The sequence below is a fragment of the Streptomyces sp. NPDC030222 genome (assembly GCF_055573115.1).
Map to the genome: position 1 here is coordinate 80,802 of NZ_JBVICA010000011.1, position 26,856 is coordinate 107,657.

A 26,856-nucleotide genomic window follows, 5' to 3' on the forward strand; every position below is an offset into this window, starting at 1 on the left:
GTCCTTGCCGGGTGTCCGTATGGTGGACGGCGTTGCCGCGGTTACGCGTCCGTCACGTCACGGTCCGGAACCGGGTGGGGTTCTGGGGTGGTGTGTGTCGGAACTGGCAGGCGGGCTTGGCGTGTTCCGGTTTTCGGCTGCAACGGTCTGCCGGTCTCGGTCGCCGTCTCCGGCGCCGGCGTGCACGGCAGCCGGGCTCTGGAGCCCCGCTGCGTGATCACGTCGCCGGACCATGCCACCGTCGTCCGGGCGTTCCCAGCCGATTTTCGCCGGCGTGTGTATTGCTTCGCGGCTCTCGTCAACTGACCCGGTCCTGAAGGACCGGGCTTGGAGGTAGCGCCCGACTGGCTGCTGGGTGGGCTCCTCCGTCCGGACACCCCTATGGGGTGGCAGGGACGCGTGACTCACGCCCCGCGGTCCACACGGTCTCGCCCTTGCGGCCGATGTTGTGGGACGCGTTGTCGTCCGCGTGCATGAGAACCCCGCAGGACCGGCAGGCGAACGTCGCTTGTGACTGGCGGTTGCGCCGGTCGATGTGACCGCACTGGGAGCATTGCCTGCTGGTGTACGCCGGATCGACGTACACCAGCGGCACCCCGGCCCGGCGCGCCTTGTACTCAACGAAGGCGGCGAGCTGGTGGAAGCTCCACGAGTGCAGAGAGGTCCGCTGGTCCTTGCGGAGCCGTACCCAGCTGCGGATGCCCGTGAGGTCTCCCAGGGCGATACCGGAGCCGGTGCGTTCAGCGGTGGTGACGATGGTCTTGGAGACGATGTGGTTGATGTTGGCGGTGTGCCGGGCTTCCTTGCGTGAGCGCTTCTCGAGGAGGCGCTTCGCGGACTTGGTGCCCTTGGCCTGGAGCTTCTTGCAACCGGGCTCTGGAGCGCACCCTCGCCTGGGTACATGGCTTCCGCCGCCTGCGCATCCGCTGGGAGCGGCGGGACGACGTCTGCGAGGCCTTCCTCGGCCTCGCCGCCTGCCCGGTCACTCACCGGCACCTCCACCGCCTTATGCCAGGACCTCCTGGTCTCCGGTAGATGTGACGAGCCGACAGGACTGGGCTTCCTCACCGATGCCGTGGCGGGCGTGTCAGCTCTGGAAGAGGCGCCTCCACCAGGGACCGCGTGCGGGCTGTGGGAGCTGGGGGGCAGGGGGCGTGCCCGGCGCGGGGGCGGGCAGGGGTTGCGGTTCCAGTGGCGGTCGGCTGCTGGACTCCCGGGCAAGACGCTGCGGTGGGAAGACGACGGGCAGGGCGATGAGCCGACGGGCGACCCATCCTGCTTCCATCTTCAGTTCGGATTCGTCGACGGCGAGTTGAAGTCCGGGCAGCAGGGTCATCAGGGTTTCGATGCCGGTGTCGGCGATGGCGCGGCCGATGTCGGCGCCGGGGCACTCGTGGGGACCGCTGCTGAAGGCGATGTGGGACCGGTTGCCGTGCATGGGCCTGAAGAGGTCGGGCCGGATGTCGGGGTCGACGTTGGCCGCCGCGAGGCCGAGGAGGAGCATGTCGCCCTCTTTGATGTACTGACCTGCCAGCGTGGTGTCTCCCGTTGCCCATCGGCCCGGGACCACGGAGATGCTGGGGTTGTCCCACATCACCTGTTCCAGTGCGTCGGGAAGGGTCATCTGTCCGCCGGACAGGCTCCCGCGGAAGCGAGGGTCGGTCAGCATGAGCCGGAGGGTGTGGGCGATGAGGTTGACTGTGCCTTGGTGGGCCGCGACGAGGGTGAGCCTGAGGTGCTCGACGATCTCGGTGTCGGTCAGGCGTGCTTCGTGGGCGATCAGCGTGGAGGCGAGGTCTCGCCCGGGCGTCGCTTTCTTGCGTGCGACCAGGTCCTGCAGGGTCCGGGTGACTCGTTCGTTGCTGGCTGCGGCCGTCGGTGAGCCCTTCACCAGGTCGAGCGTGGGTTCCACCAGCTCGGGGCCCTGGTCGGGTGCCATGCCCAGCAACTGGCTGACCACGAGCATCGGAAGTTTCTCGGCGTAGTCCCGGACCAGGTCTGCCTCGCCTTTCGCGGCAAAGGCGCTGACGAGCTCCTTGGTGTGGCGAGTGACATAGCGGCGGACGCCGTGGCGGTCGAACTGGTCGAGGCCGGCCACGACTGCGCCCCTGAGCCGGGCATGCTCCTCGCCATCGGCGAAGGCGCACAGGGGCTGCCAGCCCACGATGGGCAGGAGCGGGGAGTCGGGCGCGACCAAGCCCTGCTTGAAGGCGCTCCAGTTCCGTGAGTCCTTCGAATACTTGGAGGGCGTGCGCATGACTTCGAGATTCTCGCGGTAGCCCAGGATCAGCCACGCGGGTATGTCTCCGTGCAGCAGTACGGGGGCGACCGGGCCGTATTCCTTGCGAAGCTCCTCGTACAGCTGTGTGGATCGGGCCTCTGCCTCGGGCCCGTAGAGCCGGCGCAGTCCAGTAGGGCTCATGCCGTGTGCGGGGCAGCCCGGAGGCGGTGCCATCTGCATGGACCGGCCGGGAGTCGTCTCTGGGTGGGGGGTGGTCACAAGGCCTCCGAAACATGGGGAGCGGCCACCGCCACGAATGCCCAGTGGAGCGCTCACGAACCTCACTGTTGGCACCGGACCGGCCGCAGCCCGGCTGCAGGCCCCGACAGCAGCCGACAACGGGATCCGGGCCTGGAGCAGCATATCCCTGCCCGCGCGTTCAATCGACACATCATCAGCTTGGGCGGCGGTCGTAACGGTCCGTGTTCCCGGCGGGTTTGGGGCACAGGGGCTTTTCATGGCCGACGGCCGCGGAGTACGGCGGAGTTTGTGCTGTCGGCTCCGGGGAGGCCTGCGATGCCGGGTCGCTTCTTCCCGCCGGCACTTTGCTGATGTTTCGTCATGATGTGGGCGTCGGCTCGGGGTTCCCTGCGCAGGGTGCTTCCGGGCCAGGGCTCTGTAGCATGCGCCACTGGTTGATCACGGTGGGTCGAACTCACCGTCGGGCCTCGCACAAGGGGCCGGATGTGCAGTCAACGCGTCGCGAAAGGACTCCTGTGGCACTCGAACAGACGGCGGTCCCCCGTGCCCCGGGTGGCATACCGCTCCTCGGTCATGTCCTGAACCTCGTCAGCGATCCGCTCGGTTTTCTCCGCTCCCTTCGGGAGACGGGTGAGCTGGTCCGCGTCGACATCGGAACGATGCCGGTCTACGTGGCCACCAGCCCCTCGGTGATCAACAGCGTCCTGGTCACCCATGGCCGCCACTTCGAGAAGGGCCGGCTCTTCGACCGTCTTCGTCCTCTGGTGGGGAACGGGATCGGCACGGCTGCCGGTGAGGTGCATCGTCGTCATCGTCGTCTGATTCAGCCCATGTTCCACAAGGAGCGCATCGCCTGGTATGCGGAGGTGATGAGCGAACGAGCCGGTGCGCTTGCCGGTTCGTGGACCGCTGGGCAGCGTGTGGACTTCGTCGAGGCCATGGGCGGGTTCACGATCGAGGTGCTGGCAGCGACGCTGTTCTCCACCGACATCGGCCGGCCCGCCGTGGAGGCAGTCCGGCGGGACATGCCGGTCATCCTGAAGCAGATGCTGCTGCGGACGGCATCCCCCAGGTTCCTCGACCGCCTGCCGATCTGGCGCGACTTCGACAATGCAGCGGCCAGCATGCGCCGGATCATCGACGAGGTGGTGGCGAACTCGCGCGAGGCGGGCGATTCAGGCCAGGCGGACCTGCTGTCGCTGCTGCTCGCGGCCAGGGACGCCGATACCGGTGAGACTCTCACCGATGAAGAGGTGCGGGACGAGCTCGTCACGTTCCTCTTCGCCGGTACCGAGACAACTGCCTCGACGCTCGCCTGGGCGTTCCATCACCTCGCCGAGAACCCGGACGTCGAGAAGCAGGTTGTGGCCGAGATCGACGAGGTCGTGGGTGACCGGCCGGTGACCGCCGCCGACGTGCCGAAGCTCGTGAGCATTCAGCGTGTCCTCGACGAGGTCATCCGCCTGCACGGGGTTGTCCTGGTCATGCGGCGGGCCACCGAGCCTGTGGAGATCGGCGGTCACCTCATACCCGCCGGTGCCGAAGTCGCCTTCAGTCTCTACGCGCTCCACCGCGATCCGGCGTTGTATCCGGATCCGGATCGGTTCGACCCCGACCGGTGGCTGCCGGAGCGGCGGGCCCTTGTCCCACGCCAGGCGGCCATCCCCTTCGGGGCCGGGAGCCGTAAGTGCATCGGGGACGCGTTCGCCTGGACGGAGGCGACCATCGCGCTGGCGACCGTTCTCGCTCGTTGGAAGCTGCGGCCGGTGCCGGGCAGGAAGCCGAGGGAGTCAGCGGCCTCGATGCCGCTTCCCGATTCCGTCCTCATGGATGTCGTGGCCCGCGACTGACCGCACCTGAAGCGTCGCGGCGAAGGCTTCGATCCGTGTTCGGCAGCCGCTGGTCAAGGCCTGGTGACGCGCCGTTGGGATGCCGGTCCGGACGGTGCGGCGGCGTCCGGGCCGGTGCCACGTGGTCTTCGACGGCGGGTTCCGCGGGCAGGCGGCCGGCCGTGCGCCGGGCAGGCCGGCTGTGCGGCCGGGCTCCCGCGTGGACGGTGTCCCGGCGTGGTCCGCGGTCCGGTTGCGCAGCGCGGTGAGGAACCGGGTCTGCCGTTCGGACGGTCGGCCATGCCGCGTTCACCGGGCTGTGGGCACGGACCGTATGCCGCAGCCGCCTTGAGCGGTCTCGGTCTCCGGCTTCACGTGGTGGCCCCTGCTTCACGGGTGGGATGCCTCGGGGCGCGGCGTGCGGTCAGCCGGCGTCCGGGGCGTCGATGATGTTGCCGTTCTTGTCGAGTGTGTGGGTGCGCCAGTACACGTCCCACTTGTCGTCGACCTGCTGCGGCATCTTGTCCTCCGGGTACCGCGTGAATCCCGCCGGGGGTTCTTGTCCGTTCGTGACGCACGCCGAGCCGGTGCCGTTCACTGTCAGGACCGGGTATTCGCTGCTCTGGCAGACGTCCTCCCGGTACTCGAGGGAGGAGCATCCGGTCAGTGCTGCGAGGGCGGCCGCGCCGGCGAGGGCGGCGGCGAGGGCCGGGAACCTGCCGGGGGTGGTGGGTCGGCTGGTGCTGCGGGACTTGGGCATGAACGTCTCCCGTTGGTCGTGGTGCCCTCACTCTCGCTGTCGGTTGCCGTCGGTGCCTGAGTACGCGTACTCACCAGTGCCCGCGCGGATGCTCAACGCCCCGCAATCCGCAGGGGCGGGGCACCCCCGGAAGACGTCTTTCCCGTGCCGCACGGCCGCCGGGTGCACCGCACGCGTGAGTGCGCGCACCGTGCGCGTCGGCTGCAGGGGGTGCGGCGTCCCCGGCCGGGGTCCTGCCCCGCGCGCGTCGGCCGGGTGTTGGGGCCGGCACCATGACTGCCGTACGTCCGGTGGCCGGGATCGGCATCTCGCCCCTGCTCGGAGCCGACGCCGCCACGACGGCCGTCCGTATGTCCGGGGGCGGTCGGCCGCAACGCCGCGGGCCGGCTCGAGCTGGTGGCCGGGCGCGGTGTCCCTGAGGCGTGCTCTGCGTGTCGAGTCGCTCTCCGGAGTCCAGGGCTCGCCTGGCGCCACCCGGTCCGGTCCGTCGGCCCCCGCGTCTCTCCGGCCTCGGGACGGGGGCCGGGGCGTGGCTGCCGGCACGCCCGGTATCGGCGGTGTGCCGGGCCGGCCGGGTGTCGGGGGATGTCATGTGCGGGGGCCGATGGCGTTGTAGGCGGACAGCCAGCCGATGCCGAGGTGGTCGCCCCGTGTGAACACCGCTCCCCCGCGGTGGTCTCCGCCAGGGGCTGAGCCGGGGCCGGTCAGGGGGTAGGGAAGGTCGGTGGTGGTGCCGTCGCTGGTGTGACGGGTGGTCAGGGTGTCGGTCCACAGGTGGACCTGGGTGCCGCGTGGTGCGCGGATGCGGATGCCGTCGGGGTGGTGGTCGAGGTCGATTCCGGTGGTGCGGGTGGCGAGCAGTGCGCGGTAGTCGGCGGGGTGGAGGCGGCAGGTGTCGGGTGGTGTGGTGCCGGGCCAGTCGGGGGCGTCGATGCCGCGCTGCCGGGCGGCGCGCCACATGACGGGGACGAGGTGGTGGGCGTGGGCGGGGGTGGCCATGCGTTCGCACATCCACAGCAGGCGGCCGGAGCCGCGGCGGGGGCCGAGGGTGCGCCAGCGGATGCGCTGGGCCAGGTCGGCTGCGACGACGGCGGCCCAGGGGTGGATGGTGCCGAGGTGTCCCTGGGCGGCGAGCCAGGCGAGGTAGCGGCGGGCTTCGTCGAGGATCTGGGCCATGGAGTCGACGGGGACGCCCAGGATGTAGCTGCTTCGGGTGCGGAAGGCTTTGGGGCTGTTGGCCACCAGGAGCAGGACGGCGCGGGCGAGGTCGCCGGCGGCGGGTTTGTCCTCTTCCTCGTCTTCCGGGGTGGGCGGTGTGTCGGGCGCGTCGGTGTGTCCGCCTGTGCGCAGGACCTGGTGGAGGGCGGCTTTGGCACGGTCGGTGAACGGGGCCTGTTCGAGAACGGGCAGGCGGGTGCCGAGCAGGGTGATGAGGGTGTTCTCGGCGTCGTCGGGGCTTTGGGGGGCGGGGAGGAGGTGCAGGGCGTCGGTGAGGGTGGCGGCGATGTCGGATTCGACCATGAAGCGGCTGGTGAGTTTGCCGGTCTCGGTGATGGTCAGCCCGTCGTTGCCGCCGGGGTCGGGGGTGCGGTGGAGGTATCCGGCGTCGTGGAGGAAGTCGAGGGCGTCGTGGAGAGGGTCGAGGTGGTGGTGTCCCTGGTGGTGGGCGAAGGTCTTGGTCCACCAGATCTCGGCCTGGTCCAGGCCGGCCAGCCGTCCCTGGACGGCCTCGGCCAGGACGTGGTCGGGCAGGTGGTCGCGGATGCGTGAGGTGACGGTGTATCCGGCGGCGAGGCGGGCCTGCCATTCGGCTCGCTGGGCGGGGCCGGTCAGCAGGTAGGCGAAGCCCTCGCGTTCACCGGCTCCGACGCGGCCGGCCCGGCCGAACATCTGCTGGACCATGGAGACCTCGATGCGGTCCATGCCGACCTGGGTGTCGCGGATGATGACGGCCCGGGCGGGGAGGTTGACGCCGGCTGCGACGGTGGAGGTGGCGACGAGGATGTCGGCCTGACGGGAGCGGAAGGCTTGTTCGGCTTCGCGTTTGTAGGGCCAGTCGCGGTAGTGGAGGCGTACACCGGCGCGGGTGCACAGGCGCTCGACGAGTTCGCTGTCGTCGGCGTCGGCTCCTTTGACCTGCGCGCCGCGGTCGGCCGCCAGGGCGAGAGCGGTGGCACGCACGCCTCGTTTGCTGCCGCAGAAGACCAGGACGCTGCCGTCGGTCTCGGTGAACCGGCGCGCGAGACGTACGGCGTGCGCGGTGCGGGTCTGGGCGCGGGTGTTCCAGTCCGGGTCGTCGGCGGGTTCGGGCAGTACGGGCAGTTGCCAGGTCAGGCGGGTGGGGCGCCAGGGCGAGCGGATGAGGCGGGCGCCGAGCCAGTCGGCGACCTGCTCGGCGTTGGCGACCGTGGCGGACAGGCCGACGATCCGGACCTGGGTGCTGTCTTCCCGGACGCGGGCGAGGAGTGCTTCGAGGACGGGGCCGCGAGTGGGGTCGCCCAGCAGGTGGATCTCGTCGACGATCAGGCAGCCCACCTCGGCCAGCGCGGCTCGCAGGGAGCCGGTGCGGCTGATCGCCTCGAACTTCTCGGTGGTCGCCACCCACAGGTCGGCGGTGCGGATGAGGTCGGCGTCGACGGCGTACTCGCCGGTCAGGCGTACGACGGTGCGGCCGGCGCTGCGCCAGGTCTCCAGTTCGCGGTCGAGTTCGTCGGTCAGGGAGCGCTGGGGTACCAGCCAGGCTGTTTTGCGGCCGCGGGTGTGGGTCCGCAGGGCTGCGACCATGCCGATGGCGGTCTTGCCCGCGCCGGTGGGAGCGACGATGACCGTGTGCTGGTCGTCCTCCAGGACGGCGGGGACGGCGGCGGCCTGGACGGGGTTGAAGGTGGGGTGCGGCAGCAGTTGCTGCCAGTGCGCGGGGACGAGGTCGGTGACGGGCACGTAGGGGGCCGCCTCGTTGGAGGGCAGGTCGGCCAGGGCGTCCCACTGCGCGGCGAAGGCGTCCCGGGCGGCATATGCGGCCGGGCCTGCCGCCGGCGTGCCGGCGTTGAGGGGGCGGGTGATCAGGTCGGTGGGATTGCCCAGGTCTCCGACTGTGCTGATCTGCTCGGCCTCGACCCAGTGCGCGGCGCAGCGGATCTGGCCGCCGTGGTCGGTCAGGAAGGTACGCAGCGCGTCGAATTCCGGCTCTGCAGGGGTGATGACGCGGATGTCCTGGGCTGCGGCCAGGGCTTGCTCGGACGGCCGCCATCCGGGGTCGGTCACCTTGCACCACAGCAGGGCACGCTTCTCGGCCGCCGCGGGGAGAAGAAGATCGGGCGGCCAGACGGGAGCGGGCCGGCTGGTGGGGGGTGTGCCCGGTGGGAGGGGTCCGGTCGCGGTCACCGTCACACTGGGGCCGGACGGGCAGGGGCCTGGGGGAAGGCCTGCTGCCGGGGTGGAGGTGGCGCGCGTTGGTGGCATGGGCATCGCCGCAGCGGTCACGGCGGCACGGGCCCTGGGGAGGGCTGTCAGCTTGTCGTAGGTCTTCACGCCCAGGTCGGCGAGGGTGTATGCGCGCGGGCAGGCCGGGCAGACCACGGCAACGTAGCGATACTGACGACCTGCTGACTCGTACGGGCGGCGCAGCGAATGCAGGGGTGTCCGGCAGGCGGGGCATGTGCGGAGCACCTGTTCCTGGTAGGACCATCCCGGTTCCCGGAAACGGGCCAGGACGTCCTTCTCGTCGAGGACGGTCCCCCAGCGTCGCCGGACAAGCTCACCGACCGTGACCTGGGCCGTCTGTTCTTCGGACTCACGCACATCCCCCACCCTGCCAGTCCGTCCCACTGACGTTCCATCGCAGTGGCGAAGTCGGACAGGCGGCCTCCGCCTGCCGCGACGCCGATCGCGCTGAGAGGAGTGCCGGCGCCCCAACTGTCCCTGTGCACAGGGCGGTCCTGGCCTCGTGCGCGAGGCGGTCCTGTTCATCCCGCTCGGGGCAGACGTGTCGTGGCAGGGTTCGCCGGTGTCCGGTGGGGTCGTGTGCCGATGCGTCGACTTCCGTTTCGCCCTGGTGACTTGTGTGGCATGACAGCTGTGCTGTACGCCGACCGCGCCGCCGCGTGAGCGGCAGGGTGAGCCGGGCCGGGCGTCACACTTCGGACAGGTGTGCTGTTCGACGTCGTCGGCGTCCGACCGGCCGGTCGGGGACAGCTGCTGAGGGTCCGTCATGGGCCGGGTTTTCGCACGATGCAAGTCCCGGAAGGGGGTCCGTCCCGCTTTTGAGTGAGAACGGGTTATGCAGGCGAATCCGGGATCAGCAGGGGTCCGGCAGCCGTGATCGATCTTGCTCGCGCAAAGGAAGGTTTGCGAGAGGCGCCCTGCCGGGGTCGCGGGCCCCTGAGTGCCCGGGGCGCCACGTGGAGTGACTGTGGGCCCGTCTGTGACGATCCCGCATTCCAGTCTGGCGAAACAGGAATCGCAGATCATATAATTTCGGACATGGAACCGGTCGAGCCTCGGACCAGCTGGACGTTCGTCACCAACCACGCCCGGATCCTCGCGATGATCCTGCGTGATCCGGAGATGCGGCTGCGGGACATGGCCGCTGCCTGCCAGCTGACCGAACGCGCTGCCCAGGCCATCGTTACCGACCTGGAGAGCGCCGGCTACCTCACCCGGGCACGCCGCGGCCGCCGCAACCATTACGAGGTCACCCCGGGTACCCTCTTCCGCCATCCGGCCGAGGGGCGCCACCAGGTCGCGGACCTCCTGGAACTCCTGGCCGACCTCGGCCCGTCGGGCCCGGCGGCCGCCCCATCCCACCCCGACGGGAACCACGATGGACAAGCCACCAGCGCCTGACGCGCCCCGCCCACCCGCACCTCCCGCGGACAAGGCCAGCGCCCCCCTGGGGCCCTCCAGCGTCGCCGTCGTCTTCGAGCCCGGCCCGCAGCGGGTGCTGGCCAAGGTGTGCGGAGAGATAGACATGGACGACGCCCCTGGTCTGCGTGAAGACCTCACCGCGGCTCTGAGGGCCAGCCACACCGGCCTTGACGTGGACCTCAGCGGCGTCGGCTTCTGCGACAGCTCGGGCCTGCACATCCTGCTGGATCTGAACCGGCTGGCTGCGGAGACCGGCAAAGCCCTCGTACTGACCGCCCCCAGTCGTCCCCTCGCGCGCTTGCTCAAGGTGACCGATGCCCAACGGCTCTTCACCATCCGTGACCATCCCCACACCGAGTCCGACCCGCCGACGACCGGCGAGCAGACCCCGCCCGCACCGTACGGGGCGGCCTCCATGCCTGAGGAACGGTTCGAGGAAGCACCTCGCCCCAAGGGCCCCGGCCGCCACCCGCCGCCGGCCGAGGGCTTGCTGCCGGACGTGTGCGACCTGTGCCGGGCGGCCGTTCCGGCCGGCACCGCGGTGTACGGGGCCGCCGCCGACTCTTCCTTCGTCCATCCCCTCGACCCCGCCCGGGACGGGCAGCGGCCACTGCTCGCCTGCACCCCGGCGCACCTCGCCGATCTCCAGATGCGCTACAGCAGCCGGCCGTTCGTCGAAACGGAACTCTGGGCGGCGAAGATCGACCGTGTGATGCGCCGGCACCCGTACGGGGTCAGCATCGAGGGCCTCTGCGGGGGGACCGGGCTCACCGTGATCCAGATCGAGGCGGCCGCGACCTGGCAGCACCAGCGGCGCCGGGCGTAGCCGCCGCAGCCGTGGCCGGCGGGTGCCGGCCGGCCGGGACGGACAAACCCGGCTGCCTTCTGCTTCCCCGGCCGAAAGGCTCACCAGCCGGATCAGCGATCCGTGGCCATGTCATGACAGACCGTCACGTGCACGCCCGGCGCCCAGGTGCGGGATCTACCTGGCGTCGGTTCGGGCTGCCGGGCCGTGGCCGTCGCGTCTTCCGGGCCGTGTGGTCTTCGAGGAGGGAGGCCCGCAACCATCGTCGGGTGTGCGGCGTGTGATCCGGTAGGGCAGCGCTTGGGCTGTCCCGGTCGGATGGCTGGGGGGCCTGATGATGCAGCAGCCGGCGGGGGACGGGACGTCGCGGTCGCGACCGGGCACGAGACGGGCGGCGGCAGTGGGAGCCCGGGTGGGGCGTGTGGTGTTCCGTCTCGTGATGGCTGCCCTGGTGCTGCTGCTCGCGGTGCGCACCTATGAGGAGACGGCTGTCGCGTTCGCGCGGTCGAACGGGTCGCTGGACAGGGCCGAGGCCACCGTTACACGGCTGACGTCCCACACGGAGTCCGGGAGGGACGGCGGGGGCCAGGACGGCGGCGGCGGCGAATGGTTCGTCCATACCGAGTACACGGTCGGGCTGCGCGTCGGCGACGAGCCGAAGACGGTGGAGGGCGTCCCGGATGATTCCGCGCGCGGCCTCCAGGAGGGCCGGCGGGTCGTGGCGGGTCTGTGGCACGGGCGGGTCGTGGAGATCGACGGGCGTGATGTGTGGCCCGGCTGGCATCCGGGGGCGTCGGATACCACGCTGTTCGTGCTGTATCCGCTGATCATGGGGTATCTGATTGCCCTCGCCCTGGCGGCTGCCGCGTATCTGACCGGTCTCGGCGGTGTGGTGCGGCTGGAGCGACAGGACCGGACCGGGCCCTTCGGGCTCGGGCTCCTGGTCGGGGTGGCGGCGGTCTTCGTGCTCCTTGTGTGGGCGGCTTTCGGGAATCGTGTCGTGTTCTGGCCGCTCGTTCCCGTCGGCGCCGGAACCGCGGCTGCGCTGGCGAGGCTGATGGTGGTGGTCCGGCGGGCCCGGGCCCTCCGTGTCGCGGACGCCTAGCGCAGGCCGTGTGGGCCGGGTCCGGGGGGCAGCTCGGGGAGCCGGTTGTGGTGGGGGCGTGACACCGGGGCCGGCTGGTCGTTGTACCGGGTGGTCAAGCGAAGGAACGGCGAGGCCCCCGGGGGGATGCGTGTCCCGGGGGTCTCGTGGTGTCGGCGGGCCGGTGCCCGGGGCGGCGTCGCGTGCCGAGGCGGCGGCCGTGGAGTGGGGGTCGTGGGGTGGTGGGGGTCAGTGGGCCGGCCGGCCCGGGTCCGGGGTGCCGGGTCTGGGCTGCAGGACGACGACCGTGGTCGGGGTTGGCCTGAGGGCCGCGTAGGCGTCGAGGCTGGTGTCGGTCGCGCGCCAGCGGGCCCATAGCCGGGACCGCTCGTCGCCTGTTGCGGCGTGGCCGTGTACCAGTCGTCGTCCGTCGGTGAGGTCGGCGGTGGCGTCCGGGTGTGCCTGGAGGTTGAGCCACCAGACGGGTTCGCCTTCGCCCCACCCGTTCATGGCCAGGCAGACCAGGTTCGGGCCGTCCTCGACGTAGGCGATGATGACGCTGCGCGGGCGGCCGGTGCGGCGTCCGGTGGTGGTCAGCCGCAGCGTGCCCCAGCCATTGGCGCGCGGTCGCCACAGGCCGATCCGGCGGCCGAGGAGCCGGTATGCGCCGCGGTGCGCGGACCAGGCCAGGCGGATGAACCAGCGTGGCGGGAGCTGTGGTGTCCTGGTCCGGGGTCCGGCCGGCATGGCGGCCTCCTGCGGGTCGGGCCGGCTTGCGGTCACGGGCTGGACGCTAGCGGCTGTCGCGGGCGGCTGCCAGGGGCCGGACGGGATGCTGCCGTGCGTCGGATGACGCCTGGGGTGCTGCCCGCACCTGTCGGGTGGGCCGCCGGGGGTGGTGGGGCTCGGATGTCGTCCTCCCGGCTGCGGCCCGGTACGAGGCGGGTCGGGTGCGAGGGGCGGGAATGTGCCGTTCGTGTGAGGGGTTTTGGCTTTTCGGTGCGGGGCTTGTTCTCGGGACGGCGCCGAAGGTGATCATGCCCATGACGTGGGTGGCGACGTCCTCCGCGGGGCTGAGGGAGGGGATGAACCTCAGGACGCCGAACCACACGTACAGGATGCCGACGCTGACCCGTGAGGCGGTCGTCTCGCGGCGCTGGTGGCCCCGGGAGAGGGCGGAGAGCCAGGCGGGGTATCCGTGGCGCGGGAATCGGATGGGTTTCATGGCGGTACCTCGGTTCGTCGGCCGGGGCCCGGTGTGTGCGGCGGCCGACCGGCTGGACCGGCGGTCCTAGGGGTGGGTGCCGGGCTGCCGCGGCGGCCGGCGGCCGTCGCGGATGCTCTCCCTCAACCGGGCGTTCTCGCGTTCCAGTTCGGCCATGCGCCGGTGCAGCGGGCCGAGTGCCTCCTCCAGCTCGGCCGCGGTGTAGCGCGGTTCGATGTGCTGGGGGCAGTTCCAGTCGTATGCCTCGACGTCGATGAGGACGATCCGTTCGACGGATGCCCGGTAGTCGCCGGGTACCAGGGGGCCGGCGGTTTCGGGCCACTCCTGCGGGGTGGCGGTGCGGGCGCGGCCGAGGATCTTCAGCCGTGACCGGGAGGGGTAGTCCATCAGCAGCAGGGCGACTCTGCTGTCGGTGTCGAGGTTTCCGGTGGTGATGTACTGCTTGTTCCCCCGGTAGTCGGCGAAGGCGAGGGTGGTGTCGTCGAGGGCTTTGAGGAAGCCGGGGGGTCCTCCGCGGTGCTGGACGTAGGGCCAGCCGGTGGAGCTTGTGCTGGCCAGGTAGAAGCTGGTCCGGGTGGCGGCGAAGGCGGCTTCGTCCGTGGTGAGCCGGTCGGGTTCGGCGGGCCCTTGGGTCATGTGGGCGTAGTTGCGGCGGCTGCCGTGCCGTTCCTGGTGCTGCTGGACGGGTGGGGTGAAGAGCAGTTGCCCGTATCTGCTGGTCATCGGTGGCGGCCTACCACCAGTAGCTGGGGTAGCGGGCGGTCTTGCCGGCGCGTCCGGCGATGACGCCCACCCCGACCAGGACGAGGGTGGCCAGGAACAGCAGGAGCAGGAAGCCGGCGGGTGACGGCTTGGCGAGGACGACGATCACCGCGGTCGCGGCGGCGGGCGAGTGGGGTGCGCGGGCCAGGGCCATGGCGCCGATGGCGAGTCCGCCGGCCACTGCGGCGGCCCAGGTGGAGCTGCCGGCGAGGGCCAGCACGAGGAATCCGACGAGGGCGGAGACGAGCTGGCCGCCGATGACGCTGCGGGGCTGGGCCAGGGGCAGGGCGGGGGCGGCGAAGACGAGGGCGGCGCTGGCGGCGAGCGGGGGGATGAGCACGGTCTGGTCGATCAGGACGCCGATGAGGACCAGGAGGACGAGCGATGTGACCCCGCCGAGGGTGGCCACGCTGATCGCGGATGTTGCCGCGCGGGCCGGGGCTTTGCCTGCCAGGACGGCGGCGAGGCGCCGCGGGGGGGTGAGCCCGGTCACCGGGGAGTCGGACACAGGGGTTCCTTCCGCTGAAAGAATACTAACGCATGCAGAGGGTATTCAAGCATTAGTTGGGGGAAGGTTCCCCCGGGACGGCAGGATGGGGTGATGAACGACAGCACGAACCGGGAGCAGCTCCGGCCTGCCGTGGAGCCCTCCCCTCTGGCCGGCGAGCCGCTGCCCCTGGAGCTGGTGAACACCACGTACATCAAGGGCGGGGTGCGCGGTCACCTGGTGGACGCGCTCACCGGTGCGGAGGATCTGGACCGGTGGCTGGCCGCTCACCGGGAGCAGTTCGGTCCGGCGGTGGCGCGGGCCCTTGAGGGCCCGGGGGCGGCCGGGGACGCGCATGTGGCGGCGTTCGTGGAGCTGCGGGGCGTGCTGCGGGAGCTGGCCGCCGCCCGGACCGCGGGCCGGGGGCCGGAGCCGGAGCACCTGGCGGTGGTCAATGCGGCGGCCCGGCTGGCCGCGCAGTGGCAGGAGCTCGGTCCGTCCTTCGGTGCGGTCCCGCGGTGGCTGGAGGGTGATCCGCGGCGGCTGGCGCTCGGGGAGGTCGCGGCGGCGGCGGTGACACTGTTCTCCGGGGAGCAGGCGGACCGGCTGCGGGCCTGTGCGGCGCCCGGCTGCATCCTGTACTTCGTCAGGAGCCATGCGCGCCGGGAGTGGTGCACCAAGGGCTGCGGGAACCGGGTGCGGGTCGCCCGGCACAGCCGCCGTGCCCGCACGGACGAGCGCTCCGGTGCGGTTTCGTGATCGATCCGGCGGGTTCGTCGGCGGATCGCCGTCGGTAGAGGCTGCCTCGGGCTGTTGTCCGGTGGTGTCTGCGCCGGATGGACGCGTACGGGAGCCTGGCGGCAGTCACGGCCGGTGGGTTGAAGACGGCCCCGGGCAGGTGGCGGATCTCCGGGACGGTCGACGCGATCGGGTCGCTGCCGCGACGCAGACCGGCTCGGCGGGTGTCACCGCCGTGGGCGACCGGTACTGGTGGAAGGCTGAGCTCGCCGGTGGTCGGGGTGCGGCGGATCAGCAGATGGCGGTGGTGACCGGTGCCGTTGCGGGTCAAAGGCCCGGCCGCAGTGGCGTGGGCCGTTGTGCTGTTACCGGCGCTGTACCGTTGCCGGGGCGCGGTGGGCAGGCGGTGGGTGGGCGGTGGCATCGTTGCGGATGGCAGTGCGGCCTTGGTTGATCCGGACCCGGGTGGAGGAGGCGACGGCCGTCACGCAGCCGATGCCGTGTGCCTCCGGTACGCAGGTGCGGGGCGTGGCCGTATGCCGTGCACCCCGTCGGTTCCGCCTCGTCGTGGCTGCCCTGGTTCTGTTGCCCGCTGTGCGCGCCTGCGAGGAGACGGCCGTCGCGCTCGTGCGGGCGAGCGGGTCGTCGGCACCGGCACCGCGGCCGCGTGGGCGAGGCTGCTGGTGGTGGTCGGGCCGGCCCGGGCCCTCCGCGTCACGTGGACGAGAGGTGTCAGGCCTCTGGGTACGGGTCTGTGACGCGGTCCGCCCCCGTCCGGCGGGGGACGGGGGCAAACCGGTGTCTCAGGTTCAGCCCAGCGGGCGGGCGTTCCAGACGTCGGCGGAGATCTTCTGGCCACCGGCGACACCCGCGACGGTGTCGAAGCGGTAGTGCACGCCGTTGTAGAGGCGGCTGATGGCGTTCTCGGCGGCGCCGGCGCTGAAGGAGCTCACGTGCCGGGTGACGCCGCGGGCGTTCGGGTCGTCGGTCGTGCCCTCGTAGGGCATGCTGTCGGTGCCGAACCAGTTCTTCATGATGCCGGCCCACGTGGCACCGAAGGTGGAGTGGCCGGACTGGTAGGCCGGGAAGGGGGGCGAGAAGTGGACGCCGTTGGCGTCCATGGAGGTGGGCACCCAGGCCGGGTCGGCCACGGTCTTGTCGTTGTAGTCGGTGTCGGCCTCGCGGATCGCCGTCTGGGGGCGCCACAGGTCGAAGTCGGTGTTCCACTTGGTGTCCCACGCCGAGATGGCGGCGTCGGCCAGGGCCACGGACAGGATGCCGAAGAGCTTGGCGGTGTAGAAGGAGCTGGCCTTCGGCTTGTACTTCTGCAGGACCACCATGGTGTGGTCGTACTGCTGGCCGGTCGGCTTGTAGGTGCCGTTGACGTCATTGGCCCAGAACCGTGCGATCTGCGTCTGGTCGGCGGTGCGGGCGGTGGAGTTCGCGGCGCCGAGGGTCTTCACCTCGTTGAGCGCGGTGGCGTACAGGTCGCTCGCCAGCAGCGTCTCGGGGGTCTCGAAGCCGCCGGGCTTTGCCGGGCGGTACTTGTCACCGGAGCTGATCACCCAGGGCTTTACCTTGCCCCAGTTGGGGCCGCCCGCGGCCACGCCCGGGGTGGTCGGCCGCCAGTGGCCGGGGGCCATGACCGGCGTGTACGGGGTGGCGTCGGCCGAGCCGTCGTTCGCCCGGTGCGCGATCAGCGCGTTGGCGATCTTCGTGCCCTGGGTCTTGCCGAGTTCCCGGTCCCTGGCCGAGGCGGAGCTGGGGAGTGCCAGGGCTGCGGCGAGGTCGTCCTCGAGGTTGACGGTCGGGAACGCACTCTTCAGTGCCGTGTAGGCGGCGTAGTCGATCGCCGGGTCAAGGGCGCCGTAGCGGCCGTACAGTTCACGGGAGCGGCTGAGGTAGGGCTTGCCCACCGGGTAGATGGAGTTGGCGGTGTCGTACACCGCGATGTTCAGGAGTGCACCGCCACGGGTGATCGGGCCGGCGATGCCGCCCGCCTCACGGGTGGCCTGGAGCATGGCCCGCTCCCAGAACAGGACGTGGTCCGGTCCCCGCTTGTTGGCGACGGCGGCAGGGACGGACTCGACCGAGTTGATCCTGTCGTAGCCCTCCGGTGTCGTCTCCACGGCGGTGGCGGCCTGTCCGGGCACGAGGGCGGCGAGGCTGCCGATGGCGATCGCCGCGATCAGGGCGACCTTGCCGTGTCGGCGGGAGCCACTGGGCTTGGGCATACCGGTTCCTTTCCAAGATCTGAACAGGGTGGGCCCGCGGACGTGTCTGTTCGGCGCGGGCGGAGAGGAGGCTGAGGCTGGGCCGGGATGAACGTCGGCCGCCGTCCCGTGAACGAAGCTAGTTGCCCGCCAGGGGGGACGGCGGGGGCCTCCTCGATGCGAGGAATCGGCACTCTTGATGGACGTCCCGTCGGTGTGCCGCCTGCGGCCGGGCGTACACGGACGCGGCGGACATGCCGAAGGGCCCCGCGCGTCGGCGCGGGGCCCTTCGGGTGCGTACGGTGTCACCGCGCGGCGCGCAGTGCGGCGTTCTCCTGTTCGAGCCGGGCGAGGCGCCGGTGGAGTTCTGCGTGGGTCTCCTCTATCTCCCGCACGGTGTAGCGGGGGGTGATGTGCTGGGGGCAGTTCCAGTCGTAGGCCTCCAGTCTGATGAGGACCACCCGTTCGACGACGGCCCGGTAGCCGGCCGGTGTCAGGGCCCGGAGCAGTTCGGGGTCGGGGTCCTCGTCGAAGCCGGCGGTGCCGAGGATCTTCAGCCGTACCTGCTGCGGGTAGTCCATGAGCAGCAGTGCCACCCGGTCGTTGCCCTGGAGGTTGCCGGTGGTGATGTACTGCCGGTTGCCGCGGAAGTCGGCGAACGCGAGTGTGCTGTCGTCCAGGGCGTGCAGGAATCCGGGCGGACCGCCGCGGTGCTGCACGTAGGGCCAGCCGTTCTCACCGATGCTGGCGAGGTAGAAGCTGTCGCGTGTGGTGATGAAGCCGACTTCGTCGGGCGTGAGCCGGTCGGCGCGCGCAGGGCCTTGCTCGATCCTGGCGTAGGCGGTGCGGCTGCCGTGCACCCGTTGCCGGTCGCGGACCGCGGGGGTGAAGGCGAGTTGGGCGTAGCGGCTGGTCACTGTGTCCTCCTGGGCTGGAACGCGCAGGTGGTGACGGTCACCACCAGTAGGTGGGATAGCGCGGTGTCACTCCGGTGCGTCCGGCCAGCACCCCGACTGCGACGAGGAGCACGGTCGCGGCGGCGAGGATCGGCAGGAAGGGCAGCAGGGGTGCCTGTGCGGCGACGACGATGACCGCCGTGGCGGCGGCGGGTGAGTGGGGTGTCCGGCACAGGGTCATCACGCCGAGGGCGAGACCGCCGGCCAGGGCCGCGGCCCACGCGGAGTGTCCGGCCAGGGGGGCCACCGCGAACCCGGTGAGGGCCGACAGCAGTTGGCCCCCGATGACGCTGCGCGGCTGGGCGAGGGGAAGTGCGGGGGCGCCGAAGACCAGTGCGGCGCTGGCGGCGAGCGGGGGGATCAGCCACACCTGGTCCAGCAGGGCGCCCACCGCGACGAGTGCGATCAGGGCGAGCGTGGAGCCTGTCGTGGCGACGGCGATGACGGCGGATTGCGGGCGCTTGGGTGCCCGGCTCAGCAGGCGTTGGCCGAGGGTTGTCGCCTCGGTGGCCACGGCGGTCCGATCGGGCATGACTCTTCTCCGGCGGGCGGGTCGGACGACGAGGGGGCGGTCGGCCTCGGGGGAAGGCCGGCCGCCCGGAAGGGCACGGAGTCGGGCGGGCCGGATCCGTACCGGTGGTCCACTCAGTCGAGGTGGCTGACGACCGCCCAGTCGATGTCGACGTCGGCCGCCTTGTTGATGTAGTTGGTGAAGACGTTGAGGGCCACGTTGCCGATCACCTCGGTGATCTCCGCGTCGCTCAGGCCCGCCTCGCGGGCGGTCTTGATGTCACCCTCCTCCACGCTGCCGCGGCTGCGGACGAGGGAGGTGGCGAACTTGAGGACGGCGGCGGTCTTGGGGTCGGCCGACTGGGCGTGGCGCGCGCCGTTCGCCTCCGTCTCGCTCAGGCCCGCGAGGTTGGTGGCGATGTAGGTGTGCGCCGAGAGGCAGTAGTCGCAGGAGTTCTCCTGGGCGACGGCAAGGGCGATGGCCTCACGGATTCCGACCGGCAGCGAGCCGGCGCCGAGAGCGCCGGAGAACTCGAGGTAGCCCTTGAGGACGGCCGGGCTGTTGGCCATGACCTTGGTCATGTTCGGCGTGACGCCGAGTGCCTTCTGGACTGCGGCGAGCAGCTCAGCGGCGGAGCCCTGGGCGGTGTCGGGCTCGATGATCGGCAGGCGGGACATGCAGTCCTCCAGAGGTAGGCAACCCGATTTTCTATTGGTTGCTGAGCGTCCTTTGCGTTAGAACGATGGCACACACTTCTCACGGTTGCAAGCTCGCCTTACCATCAAGAGATGAAACTGGAAGATCTGCAGGGCGGTGGCGCCCCCCTGCTGGGCGAGCCCCTCCCGATCGAGCTGGGGAACGCGACGTACGCGGTGCGCGGCCAGCTGGTCGACGGTCTGCAGACGGTCGAGCACGTGACCGCGTGGTTCCGCGACAACAGGGACCGGTTCGCCGTGCCGCTCACCGACAAGGACCTGATGCTCACCGGCGAGCGGGACCTGGCCGCCACCCGCGCCCTCCGGGACGCCGTCCGCGCCCTGAACGAGGTGGCGGTCAGGGGCGGCGGCGCGCCCCGGGATGCGGTGGAAACGATCAACGAGCAGGTGCGGAGGGCTCCGCGCTGGCGTGAGCTGTCCTGGGACGATGGTCCGCGATCACTGGCCAGCACTGCGGCCGGCGGCCTGGCGACGGCCCGCGCGGAGATCGCGCAGCAGGCCGTCGACCTGTTCGGGGGCACCGAGATCACGCAGCTGAGGGCCTGCCATGCGCCGGGGTGCGTGCTCTACTTCCTCAAGGACCATCCGCGGCGGGAGTGGTGCTCGGCCGGCTGCGGGAACCGGGCCCGAGCAGCACGGCACTACGAACGGAACCGCAAGGCCTCGTGACCCGACACGGCCTTGTCCGCCCGGGCGCGCGGAGCGGGCACGGAGGCGGCGGCCGGGTGCTCGTGAGCGGGTCCCGCCGGCCTGGAGTCCGGTGCCGCCGGCGGCGAGGGGTGCCGGGACACGGGCACCGACGGGAGCCGGGTGGCGACCGTGAGGCAGGCGGCGACCAGCACGATGTTCTTGATGATGTACTGCCCCTCCATCGTCGGCAGCAGCGGTGAACCATTGGTCCACACCACGTCGGGCGCGATGAGCAGGGCGGCGAAGACACCCGTCATGTGGACGAAGAACACCGTCAGCGCCGTCCGCAGCAGCCAGCCGGTGATCAGCCCCAGGCCGATCGCCACCTCCATGCACGCCAGCAGGGGCCGGGTGACGTCGGCGGGGACCAGCCCGAACGCGAGCACGTCCATGCACCGGGTGGCTATGTCCTCGGCCGGGCTCATGCCGGGGAGGAACTTCAGTACGCCGAACCAGGCGAAGACGATCCCCACGCTGATCCGCAGGGCGGAGTCGCTGTGGGGGCGGTACCGCGCACCCAGATCGAGAGCCCCTTCCACCACGCGCCGGCGGAAACGTTCCAGGGCAGAGTTCATAAGACCCGTCCTTCGGTCGTTGGATGTGAACCGGGAGCCGGGAGGACGGCTTGGCGCCGGCCGGACCGCGCGGCCCCCGGCCGCGTGTGCGCACCTGGACGGAACGGAGGGACACGCCGACACGCCCGCGGGGCGGCACACCGACAGGCCGCTTCGCCGATCCGCCGGACGGGGAAGCCGGGTGGTCCCGCCGGGACAGGCTGCGCCCTCCCCCCTCGGACGCTAGCCAGCCGCCGCGAGCACCACCGCCCGTATCTCAGATGGCTGACATCGGACAGGCCGATTTGCGGCTCCGCGCGGCCACCTGCCGCCGATGGCGGGAATACGACGTCTTCATGAACTCTTTTCGGCCACGCAGGGTACCCGACCCCCCGGGCCCGGGCGTCTCCTGACGCTCCGTGAAGTGTGACGGGCCGGCAGGCACACATTTCGGCCGTCACCCGAGAACGGCCTTGACAAGCACGGAACCTTCGAATCCGTCCGCGCCCCGCCCCGCGGGGACCGTCACCCGCCCGGCACCGCTCACCGAAGGTAGTCGATCCGGAACCGTTCCGCCCCAGGGCGTCCGGCGCGTCGCGTGTTGCCAAGGAACGCCCCACCATGCCAGCATTCCTAACGGCAAGAAGTTGTTCCAATCATTAGATTGGAGACTTGAGGCCTTTGCCATGGGGGGATACATGGATTTTACGATGTACCAGCTCAGAACTTTCTGGGAAGTCGCCCGGACGAGGAGCTTCACCAAGAGCGCCAGAAATCTGGGATACGCGCAGTCGAGCATTACGACGCATATACGTGTTATTGAGAACCGGGTCGGCGTCTCGTTATTCCAGCGCCTGCCCCACGGAGTACGTCTCACGGCGGCCGGGGAAGTCTTCCGCGATTACGTGGGACGCGTGCTCTCGGTCATGGACGAGATGTCCGCCGCGCTCACGGCCAACGGGGAGGCCACGGGCCGGGTCGTCGTGGGTTCGACGGCACTCCTCATGGAGTACGAGATGGGTGACCTGGTGCGCGAATGCCGGTACCGCTACCCCGGTGTCCAGGTCTCCCCGAAGGTCATGACGGCCACCCGCGTGGAGAGTGCCGTGGCGGCCGGCGAGGTCGACATCGGCCTGACCCTCACCATCGACCCCGACGACGAGGTCCCGCGCGTCCCCGGCGTCAGCCGGCAGACGCTGTTCAAGGTCCCGCTCGTGCCGATCGGGGGCGCCTCCCCGGTGCCCGGTCCGGCCTCGGAGATCGACCGGGTGCTGGTCGTCGACCCCGACTGCGTCTCCCAGGACGTCCTGCTCCGCCACCTCACGGCCGAGCGCGGCATCAGCCCGCAGGTCCTGGAGGCCGGGTCGACCCGCAGTGCCATCAGCCTCGCCCGGGCGGGCCTGGGCGTCGCCATGGTCCCGCGGGTGGCCGTCGAGCAGGACCTGGACCGGGACTGCCTGGCCGTGGCCGAGGACCTGCCGTCCACGGACGCGTACGTCCAGGCCCTGTGGGCCGGCACCACCTGGCTGCCGCCCGCCGTGTCCGCCTTCCTGGAGATGGTCCGCAAGGCCCCGGGCGCGGCCGCCCGGCAGGCGGTCTGCGTCTGACCCCGGCCTCTTCCGGGCCTCCGGCCGGTGCACCACCCCTGTCAAGGGCGGCGCACCGGCCGCCGCTATTTCCGTCCCCGTAGATCTGCGCCGACCCGGACCGGTGTTCTCGGAGATACCGATTCCTGTCATCGGTTCCCCGCGGAAACCGGTGCCGGTGACCGCCCTAGGGTGATGTGCGCAATAACACGACCGGCGCGTTCCGGAAACGGGAGACCTGACATGACCGGCATTCACTGTATCCGGAATGTGTTGCGCAGCGGTTTCGAAATCGACGAGGCGGACCGGGTGCCGTGGCGGGGGCCGGGGCGCATGGGCGTGGAGCCCCGTGTGCCGTGGGCTCCCGGCAGCACGCAGGGTGAGGACTCGGCCGGCCTGCTGCTGCGCTTCCCGCCCGGCGCCCGTGGCGACCACCACGAGCACCTCGGCTTCGAGCCGATGCCGGTGCTCGAGGGCACCCCGGCTCACCGCGACGGAGCCGGCCGCGCCAGGGGCGGCCTCGTCGTGGAGGCTCCCGGCACCCGGCACCTCGCCCGGGCCGCCACGCCGGCCGTCGCCTCGGCGGTCGCCGCCGGCCGGGCCGAGGAGCTCGTCGTACAGCCCCGTATGGGCTTCCCCGGCCTACCCCGGATGCGGGACGCAGTGCACGCCGTCAGACGCGCCCGGGCCCGCTCCGTCGGTACGTTCACGATCGACAGCCGCAGCCGCACGGGCGACGACGAGTCCGCCCGCCTCGCACTGGCCGCGGGCACCGGCCTCAGCGGCTGTCCCATCGTCGCCCACGGCGCCGAGACCACCCGCGACCTCGTCTCCGGGCTCGTGGACAACGGCTTTGCCGTCCAGGTGCGTCACGGCCCGGCCGATCCGCTCGCCGTCATCCGCACGCTCCTCGACGCCGGACTCGACGCCACCGAAGGCGGTCCCGTCTCGTACTGCCTCCCGTACGGCAGAACACCCTCCGGGAAGCCGGTCGACGCCTGGGCACGCAGTTGCGCCATGCCGGCCGAGCGTCCCGGAACTCATCTGGAGAGCTTCGGCGGCTGCATGCTCGGCCAGTTCTGCCCGCCCGGTCTGCTCGTCGCCCTGTCCGTCCTCGAGGGCGTCTTCTTCAAGCAGCACGGGCTGCGCAGCATCTCACTCGGCTACGCCCGGCAGACCCACCACCAGCAGGACGTGGAAGCCCTCCTGGCGCTGCCTACCCTCGCGGCGGAGCAACCGGCCGGGCTCGACTGGCACGTGGTGCTCTACGCCTGCATAGGTGTCTTCCCCCGCACCACGGGCGGCGCGCTGCGACTGCGCAGGGGCAGCGCACGGCTGGCCGCGCTCACCGGGACCGAGCGCCTGATCGTCAGGACGCCGGCCGAGGCGCACCGGATCCCCACCGTCCAGGACAGCATCCACGCCCTGGAGGAGGCCGCGCGGGCAGCGGTCGCCCACCGGGACCTCACCGCCGTCGCGACCGGGGAGTCCGGCGTCCCGGCCGAGGCACGGACGCTCGTCGAAGCCGTGCTGGAGCCCCACCCGGACACCGGACGGGCCCTCACCGAAGCCTTCCGCCGCGGGATCCCCGACGTCCCCTACTGCCTCCACGCCGACAACGCCCAGCGCTCGCGCAGTTGCCTCGGCACACGCGGCGGCCTGCAGTGGCACGCGACCGGCGCCATGCCGATCCGTGCCGCGCCCGTGCCGGGACGTGACCGGCTCAGGGCCGACGACCTGCCCGGCATGCTGTCGCACACCCAGGAGGCCCTCGACCGGGCCGCCCCGGCCGGGAGCGCCGAGCGTCGCGGCGGAAACACTCGCTGCCCGGCTGACGTACGCCGCCGACGATCCGGCACATGCCGCCGAACGGCCCGTGCCCTCCGCTGTCCCGTGCCCTCCGCCTTACGGTGTTCCTTCACACCCATCAGGAAGCTCCCGTGCCCGGACACATATCCGGCCCGCCTCCACTCGTTGTGGCCATCATCGGCAGCGGTCCGCGCGGTATCTCCGTCCTGGAGCGCCTCGCCGTCCGTACGGCCCGCGGAGCCGACGCAGCGGCAGGCGGTACCGCGCCCCGGCCGGTACGTATCCCTCTCATCGACACGGCGGAAGTCGGCGCCGGCCGGGTGCGGCGCACCGGCCGGGACGACTGGTTCACCATGAACACGGTCATCAGCCAGGTGACGATGTACTCCGGCGGCCCCGGTGCCGGCCCCTGCCCCGGCCAGTGGATCACCGGGCGGGCCCGGTCGGGCGAGGAACCGCCCGGCCCCGACGACTGCGCACCGCGGGTCCGGTACGGCCAGTACCTCGCCGACGTCCACCGGACCCTCGCCCGCAGCCTGCCGGACCACGCCGGACTCGGGCCCGTGAGGGGACGCGTCACCACGCTGCGGACCGGCGCGGACAGCGGCTGTCCGCTCGGCCTCGACACGGCCCCGCACCCGCCGGAGGCCGACCGTGTCGTACTGGTCACCGGCCATCCGTCCAACGCCCCCGACGGCTTCGAGCGCGAGATGCCCGGCGTCGCCGCCCGTACGCCGGGTACCTGCCATGTGTCCGGGGACTCCGCGGCCGGCATGCCGCCGGACGAGGACTGCGTTCCCGCACACGGCGCGGTGGCAGTCCGGGGTATGGGGCTCTCCTTCTGCGATGTGATGCCCTCCCTGACCGTGGGCCGCGGCGGCTCGTTCCGCACCCGTGCCGACGGCACCCTGGAGTACCGGCCCGGCGGCCGGGAGCCGGCGGCCGTCGCCGGGTCGCGCAGCGGCCTGCCCGTCCCTGCCCGGGGCCGCAACCAGAAGGAACCGTCTTTCAGCCACAAGACCCTGTTCCTCACCCGTGGCGCCCTGCCGGCCGCCCGCGCAGCCCACCGGTTTCGCGGAGGAAGCGGACAGCTGGACTTCGCCGAGGACGTCCTGCCGTGCGGGCGGGGTCCGGTCCTGCCGTGCCGGAGGCCGGCCTGCCGGAGACGGTGTCCGGCAGGCCGGCGCGGCCCGTGGGGTGCGCGCGGGTCAGTAGATGATGGTGCCGGCGACCTTGTCGGCGACCTTGTAGCCGAGGTCGAGCGCGGCCTGGTTGTCCCACTCGAAGTGCACGCCGATGTACTTGCGGCTGTCGGCCTTCTCCTTGGCGGCGCCGCTGAGGGTCTTGAAGGAGCGGGTGACGCCCTTGGCCAGCGGGTCGTCGGTGCCGGCGGTGAAGGCGATGTAGTCGGTGCCGAAGTAGCGGCGGACGGCGCCGGCCCAGGCGGCGGCGATGCCGGAGTGGCCGGAGACGTAGGTGGGGAAGTTGGGGCTGAAGCTGTTGCCCGCGGTGTCCTGTTCCTCCGGCCGCCAGGCCGGGTCGGCGACGATGCCGGGGTTGGGGGCCTCGTCGGCACGCGTGATGGCGTCCGCGGGGCGCCAGACGTCCCAGTCCGAGCCGTACTTGGAGTCCCAGACGGCGATCGCGCCGTCGGCGAGGGCGACCGAGGTCAGGGCGAAGAGCTTGGCGCTCTGGAAGGAGGTGCCGTTGGGCCGGTGCTTGCGGAAGATGGCCGTGGTGTGGTCGTACTGCTGGCCGACCGGCTTGTAGGTGCCGTCCAGGTCGTTGGCCCAGTAGTGGGCGATCTGGGTCTGCTCGGCGGTCCGTGCGGTGGAGTCCCGGCCGCCGATCCGCTTGATCTCGTTGACCTGCTGGGCGTATTCGGGGCTCTTGAGCATCTGCTCGGCGCTGGAGAAGCCGCCGATGTTCCCGGGCCGGAACTGGGAACCGGACTTCAGGGCGAAGGGCTTGACCTTGCCCCAGTTCGGGGCGCCCGCCGGCTTGCCCTCGGCGGGCCGCCAGTGGCCGGGGGCCTCGGTCGGCACGTAGGGGGTGGCGTCGGCGGAGCCGTCGCCGGTGCGGTTGGCGATGATCGCCTGCGCGGTCTTGACGCCGAGGGCGCGGCCCTGCTCGCGCTCTTCGGGGGTCGAGCGGTCGGGCATCGCCTGGGCGGCCGCGAGCTTCTCGTCCAGGTGCATGACGGGGAAGGCGGGGAAGGCGTCCTTGAGCGCGGTGTAGGCGGCGTAGTCGATCGCGGAGTTGAGCGCGCCGATGTTGCCGGCGGCCGAGGTGTCCTTGGTCAGGTACGGCTTGCCTATGGCGCGGATGGAGTTGACGGCGTCGTAGATGGCCAGGTCCATCATCGCGCCGCCGCGGCTGAGCGGGCCGGGGGTGCCGCCCTTGTGGCGGAAGATGTCCAGCAGGGCGTTGTTCCAGTACAGGACGTGGTCGTTGGCTCCCCGGGCGTGGTCGAGTTCGGCGGCCTCGGGGTAGGGGTCCTCGACGGCCATGGCCTGGGCGGGGGCCATGGTGGCGAGGGAGGCCAGGGCCACGGTGGCCACGGCGTACCTCAGTGCGGTGCTGCGCGGACGGGCTGTGCGGAGCATGGGGTGATCCCTGTCTGTCGGGGCCCTGGCGGCCTCCCGGGAGCGGGGGCTGACGCCACGGCGGTGCGTTCTCGCCATGGAACGTATTGCGCCGCCGTGGCTTGTCACCTGTGGCTTCGCAGATGGCAGCGATCGGAAAGTCCGATGAGCCCGATCCGCCGGCCGGATTCACAGGCC

19 protein-coding genes and 4 pseudogenes are annotated in these 26,856 nt (G+C 71.4%); 10 read left to right on the forward strand and 13 right to left on the reverse strand.

Features of this window, described 5'->3' with window-relative positions; all coding sequences use genetic code 11:
• Nucleotides 1-379: 379 nt before the first annotated feature.
• A pseudogene (locus ACZ4Z5_RS17830) lies at nucleotides 380-862 on the reverse strand (RNA-guided endonuclease InsQ/TnpB family protein); the annotation flags it as partial.
• Between the two features lie 225 nt (nucleotides 863-1,087).
• The gene (locus tag ACZ4Z5_RS17835) at nucleotides 1,088-2,461 is read right to left on the reverse strand and encodes a cytochrome P450 (protein ID WP_468263794.1); all 1,374 of its coding nucleotides are present in this window, start codon (nucleotides 2,459-2,461) and stop codon (nucleotides 1,088-1,090) included.
• 371 nt (nucleotides 2,462-2,832) lie between these two features.
• Here ACZ4Z5_RS17835 and ACZ4Z5_RS17840 point away from each other — a divergent pair, with 371 nt between their 5' ends.
• Nucleotides 2,833-4,332, forward strand: coding sequence for a cytochrome P450 (locus ACZ4Z5_RS17840; protein WP_468263447.1), 1,500 nt, complete (start codon nucleotides 2,833-2,835; stop codon nucleotides 4,330-4,332).
• A gap of 403 nt (nucleotides 4,333-4,735) precedes the next feature.
• Here the strand turns inward: ACZ4Z5_RS17840 and ACZ4Z5_RS17845 are convergent, their stop codons facing one another.
• A complete protein-coding gene (locus ACZ4Z5_RS17845) occupies nucleotides 4,736-5,071 on the reverse strand; it encodes an SCO0607 family lipoprotein (protein ID WP_468263449.1) in 336 nt (111 codons plus the stop codon).
• Nucleotides 5,072-5,659: 588 nt separating this feature from the next.
• The gene (locus tag ACZ4Z5_RS17850) at nucleotides 5,660-8,872 is read right to left on the reverse strand and encodes a DEAD/DEAH box helicase (RefSeq protein WP_468263452.1); all 3,213 of its coding nucleotides are present in this window, start codon (nucleotides 8,870-8,872) and stop codon (nucleotides 5,660-5,662) included.
• 681 nt (nucleotides 8,873-9,553) lie between these two features.
• On the opposite strand from ACZ4Z5_RS17850, the gene ACZ4Z5_RS17855 reads away from it, so the two are divergent.
• From ACZ4Z5_RS17855 to ACZ4Z5_RS17865, 3 genes are all read left to right on the forward strand, one after another.
• Nucleotides 9,554-9,916, forward strand: coding sequence for a helix-turn-helix transcriptional regulator (locus ACZ4Z5_RS17855; RefSeq protein ID WP_468263454.1), 363 nt, complete (start codon nucleotides 9,554-9,556; stop codon nucleotides 9,914-9,916).
• Nucleotides 9,894-10,763, forward strand: a complete 870-nt coding sequence (locus ACZ4Z5_RS17860; protein WP_468263457.1) for an STAS domain-containing protein — start codon at nucleotides 9,894-9,896, stop codon at nucleotides 10,761-10,763. Before ACZ4Z5_RS17855 ends, ACZ4Z5_RS17860 begins: the two co-directional genes overlap by 23 nt.
• A gap of 400 nt (nucleotides 10,764-11,163) precedes the next feature.
• Nucleotides 11,164-11,847 (forward strand): hypothetical protein, encoded by a 684-nt coding sequence (locus tag ACZ4Z5_RS17865; protein WP_468263460.1) that lies wholly within the window; start codon nucleotides 11,164-11,166, stop codon nucleotides 11,845-11,847.
• Between the two features lie 228 nt (nucleotides 11,848-12,075).
• On the opposite strand, the gene ACZ4Z5_RS17870 is transcribed toward ACZ4Z5_RS17865, so the two are convergent.
• From ACZ4Z5_RS17870 to ACZ4Z5_RS17880, 3 genes are all read right to left on the reverse strand, one after another.
• Complete coding sequence (locus ACZ4Z5_RS17870) at nucleotides 12,076-12,609, reverse strand: nitroreductase/quinone reductase family protein (RefSeq protein WP_468263463.1); 534 nt, start codon at nucleotides 12,607-12,609, stop codon at nucleotides 12,076-12,078.
• 508 nt (nucleotides 12,610-13,117) lie between these two features.
• On the reverse strand, nucleotides 13,118-13,774 hold the full coding sequence (locus ACZ4Z5_RS17875) for a pyridoxamine 5'-phosphate oxidase family protein (protein WP_468263465.1): 657 nt from the start codon (nucleotides 13,772-13,774) through the stop codon (nucleotides 13,118-13,120).
• 10 nt (nucleotides 13,775-13,784) lie between these two features.
• Nucleotides 13,785-14,321 carry an HPP family protein gene (locus tag ACZ4Z5_RS17880; protein WP_468263468.1) on the reverse strand — a complete coding sequence of 179 codons (537 nt, stop codon included), beginning with the start codon at nucleotides 14,319-14,321 and terminating at the stop codon, nucleotides 13,785-13,787.
• A 93-nt stretch (nucleotides 14,322-14,414) separates the two neighbouring features.
• Here ACZ4Z5_RS17880 and ACZ4Z5_RS17885 point away from each other — a divergent pair, with 93 nt between their 5' ends.
• Nucleotides 14,415-15,059, forward strand: coding sequence for a CGNR zinc finger domain-containing protein (locus ACZ4Z5_RS17885; protein WP_468263471.1), 645 nt, complete (start codon nucleotides 14,415-14,417; stop codon nucleotides 15,057-15,059).
• A 788-nt stretch (nucleotides 15,060-15,847) separates the two neighbouring features.
• On the opposite strand, the gene ACZ4Z5_RS17890 is transcribed toward ACZ4Z5_RS17885, so the two are convergent.
• From ACZ4Z5_RS17890 to ACZ4Z5_RS17905, 4 genes are all read right to left on the reverse strand, one after another.
• Nucleotides 15,848-17,272, reverse strand: coding sequence for a vanadium-dependent haloperoxidase (locus ACZ4Z5_RS17890; RefSeq protein WP_468263474.1), 1,425 nt, complete (start codon nucleotides 17,270-17,272; stop codon nucleotides 15,848-15,850).
• Between the two features lie 284 nt (nucleotides 17,273-17,556).
• Nucleotides 17,557-18,168, reverse strand: a complete 612-nt coding sequence (locus ACZ4Z5_RS17895; protein ID WP_468263477.1) for a pyridoxamine 5'-phosphate oxidase family protein — start codon at nucleotides 18,166-18,168, stop codon at nucleotides 17,557-17,559.
• A 37-nt stretch (nucleotides 18,169-18,205) separates the two neighbouring features.
• Nucleotides 18,206-18,739: an HPP family protein gene (locus tag ACZ4Z5_RS17900; protein WP_468263480.1), complete on the reverse strand. Its 534-nt coding sequence runs from the start codon at nucleotides 18,737-18,739 to the stop codon at nucleotides 18,206-18,208.
• A gap of 113 nt (nucleotides 18,740-18,852) precedes the next feature.
• Complete coding sequence (locus tag ACZ4Z5_RS17905) at nucleotides 18,853-19,395, reverse strand: carboxymuconolactone decarboxylase family protein (protein WP_468263482.1); 543 nt, start codon at nucleotides 19,393-19,395, stop codon at nucleotides 18,853-18,855.
• Nucleotides 19,396-19,506: 111 nt separating this feature from the next.
• Between ACZ4Z5_RS17905 and ACZ4Z5_RS17910 the strand changes: the two genes are divergently transcribed.
• Nucleotides 19,507-20,103, forward strand: coding sequence for a CGNR zinc finger domain-containing protein (locus ACZ4Z5_RS17910; protein WP_468263485.1), 597 nt, complete (start codon nucleotides 19,507-19,509; stop codon nucleotides 20,101-20,103).
• Here ACZ4Z5_RS17910 and ACZ4Z5_RS17915 read toward each other — a convergent pair.
• On the reverse strand, nucleotides 20,076-20,699 hold the full coding sequence (locus tag ACZ4Z5_RS17915; RefSeq protein ID WP_468263487.1) for a DoxX family membrane protein: 624 nt from the start codon (nucleotides 20,697-20,699) through the stop codon (nucleotides 20,076-20,078). The two genes, ACZ4Z5_RS17910 and ACZ4Z5_RS17915, sit on opposite strands and share 28 nt — an antisense overlap.
• Nucleotides 20,700-21,388: 689 nt before the next feature.
• Here ACZ4Z5_RS17915 and ACZ4Z5_RS17920 point away from each other — a divergent pair.
• From ACZ4Z5_RS17920 to ACZ4Z5_RS17935, 4 genes and pseudogenes are all read left to right on the forward strand, one after another.
• Nucleotides 21,389-21,556 (forward strand): annotated as a pseudogene (locus tag ACZ4Z5_RS17920) (helix-turn-helix domain-containing protein); the annotation flags it as partial.
• Between the two features lie 48 nt (nucleotides 21,557-21,604).
• Nucleotides 21,605-22,285 carry a LysR family transcriptional regulator substrate-binding protein gene (locus tag ACZ4Z5_RS17925; protein WP_468263796.1) on the forward strand — a complete coding sequence of 227 codons (681 nt, stop codon included), beginning with the start codon at nucleotides 21,605-21,607 and terminating at the stop codon, nucleotides 22,283-22,285.
• 438 nt (nucleotides 22,286-22,723) lie between these two features.
• Nucleotides 22,724-23,950: pseudogene (locus ACZ4Z5_RS17930) on the forward strand (methylaspartate mutase); the annotation flags it as partial.
• Nucleotides 23,951-24,123: 173 nt separating this feature from the next.
• Nucleotides 24,124-24,690: pseudogene (locus ACZ4Z5_RS17935) on the forward strand (FAD/NAD(P)-binding protein); the annotation flags it as partial.
• A 591-nt stretch (nucleotides 24,691-25,281) separates the two neighbouring features.
• Here the strand turns inward: ACZ4Z5_RS17935 and ACZ4Z5_RS17940 are convergent.
• Entirely contained in the window at nucleotides 25,282-26,679 is a 1,398-nt protein-coding gene (locus tag ACZ4Z5_RS17940; protein ID WP_468263490.1) for a vanadium-dependent haloperoxidase, read from the reverse strand.
• Nucleotides 26,680-26,856: the final 177 nt, after the last annotated feature.